At 64.9% G+C, this 1,332-nt stretch carries 1 protein-coding gene and 1 other annotated feature; the gene reads right to left on the reverse strand.

Going from position 1 to position 1,332, the window contains the following annotated elements:
* Positions 1–35 precede the first annotated feature (35 nt).
* A protein-coding gene (locus tag ON20_RS25900; protein WP_245547493.1) for an IS3 family transposase occupies positions 36–1,279 on the reverse strand; the annotation gives its coding sequence in 2 pieces (ribosomal slippage) (positions 36–991 and positions 991–1,279; 1,245 coding nt in all).
* Positions 864–992 (reverse strand) — a sequence feature (AL1L pseudoknot). Its footprint overlaps the gene before it by 129 nt.
* Positions 1,280–1,332: the final 53 nt, after the last annotated feature.

Genomic DNA, 1,332 nt, shown 5'->3' on the forward strand with positions numbered 1-1,332 from the left:
TATGAACCGTCACGGGTTGGGGACCGGCTTCGGTTTCAGACCAGCGCCGGTCGGCGTGGCAGGTTTTGAGCGTAGTACGCGGCTTCGTACTCGGCCGGGGACAGGTAGTCCAGCCGGGAATGCAGTCGGGCGTTGTTGTACCAATCGCACCATTCCATGAGCGCGAACTCGACCTCGGCCAGGGTCTCGAACGGGCCGTGCCGGTTGACGACCTCGGTCTTGAACAGGCCGATGATCGACTCCGCGAGCGCGTTGTCATAGGCGTCCCCGACCGAACCGACCGACGCCGACAAGCCATGCAGAGCAAGGGATTCGGTGAACCTCACCGAAACGTACCGACTGCCCGCGTCGGTGTGGAAAATCAGTCCGGGCTCGACCGGGCACCGGTAATGGTCACGCCGCCATACGGCCATGTCGAGCGCTTTGGTCACCAGCGCGGTCGTCTTGGTCGTCGCGGTGGTCCAGCCCACGATCGCACGGGAGTAGGCGTCGAACACGAACGCGACATACGCCCGGCCGGTCCAGGTCGAGACGTAGGTGAAATCCGCCACCCACACAAGGTTCGGGGCTGTGGCGGTGAAGTCACGGTTGAGCCTGTCACCGGCGCGCACACCATCCTTGGCCGGGATCGTGGTGCGATGCTTGCGGCCCCGCACGACACCGTTGAGACCGACCTCGCGCATGAGCCGGTCGACAGTGCAAAACGCCACGTCGTGGCCCTGACGGCGCAGGTAGCGGGTCATCTTCCGGCGCCCATACATCTGCTCCGGCCTGCCTTCGAGGTCTCGTAGCGTGTTCTCGAGGTAGGCGTCGGCGAGATCACGCGCCGAGGGCGGCCGGTGGCGGGCTTTGCGGTAGGTTCGCGGCGCGATCTGGATCCCGTGCGCAGACAGCGCACGGCAGATCGACTCGACGCCGTAGACCTGGCGGTATTCGTCGATGAACCCGACGATCACCGGTGTCGCGGGTCGAGTTCCCGCGCGAAGAAAGCCGAAGCCAACTTGAGAATCTCGTTGGCCTGCTTCAGATCTCGGACCTCGCGTCGCAGCTTGGTCAGCTCCTCACGCTCGACCGAGGACAGACCGGCGCCGCCCGGTTCACCCGGTCGGGCTCCCTCGGCCAGAGCCTTCTTGATCCAGATCCGCAACGTCTCGAAATGGACATCGACCAACGGCGCGAGAGCCTGACCGGTCGCGTACGGGGTGCCGTACTCATCGAGCCGTTCGAGAGCAAGGCGTACGGCCTTCTCACGAACCTCGGGCGGGTAACGCTTCGACATGATGGGGACCATCTTCCTCCACGAAGGAAGCGGCCCCCAACCCGTGACGGTTC

Origin of the sequence: Nocardia brevicatena NBRC 12119 (genome assembly GCF_000308495.1) — a bacterium.
Classification (GTDB): Bacteria; Actinomycetota; Actinomycetes; order Mycobacteriales; family Mycobacteriaceae; genus Nocardia; species Nocardia brevicatena.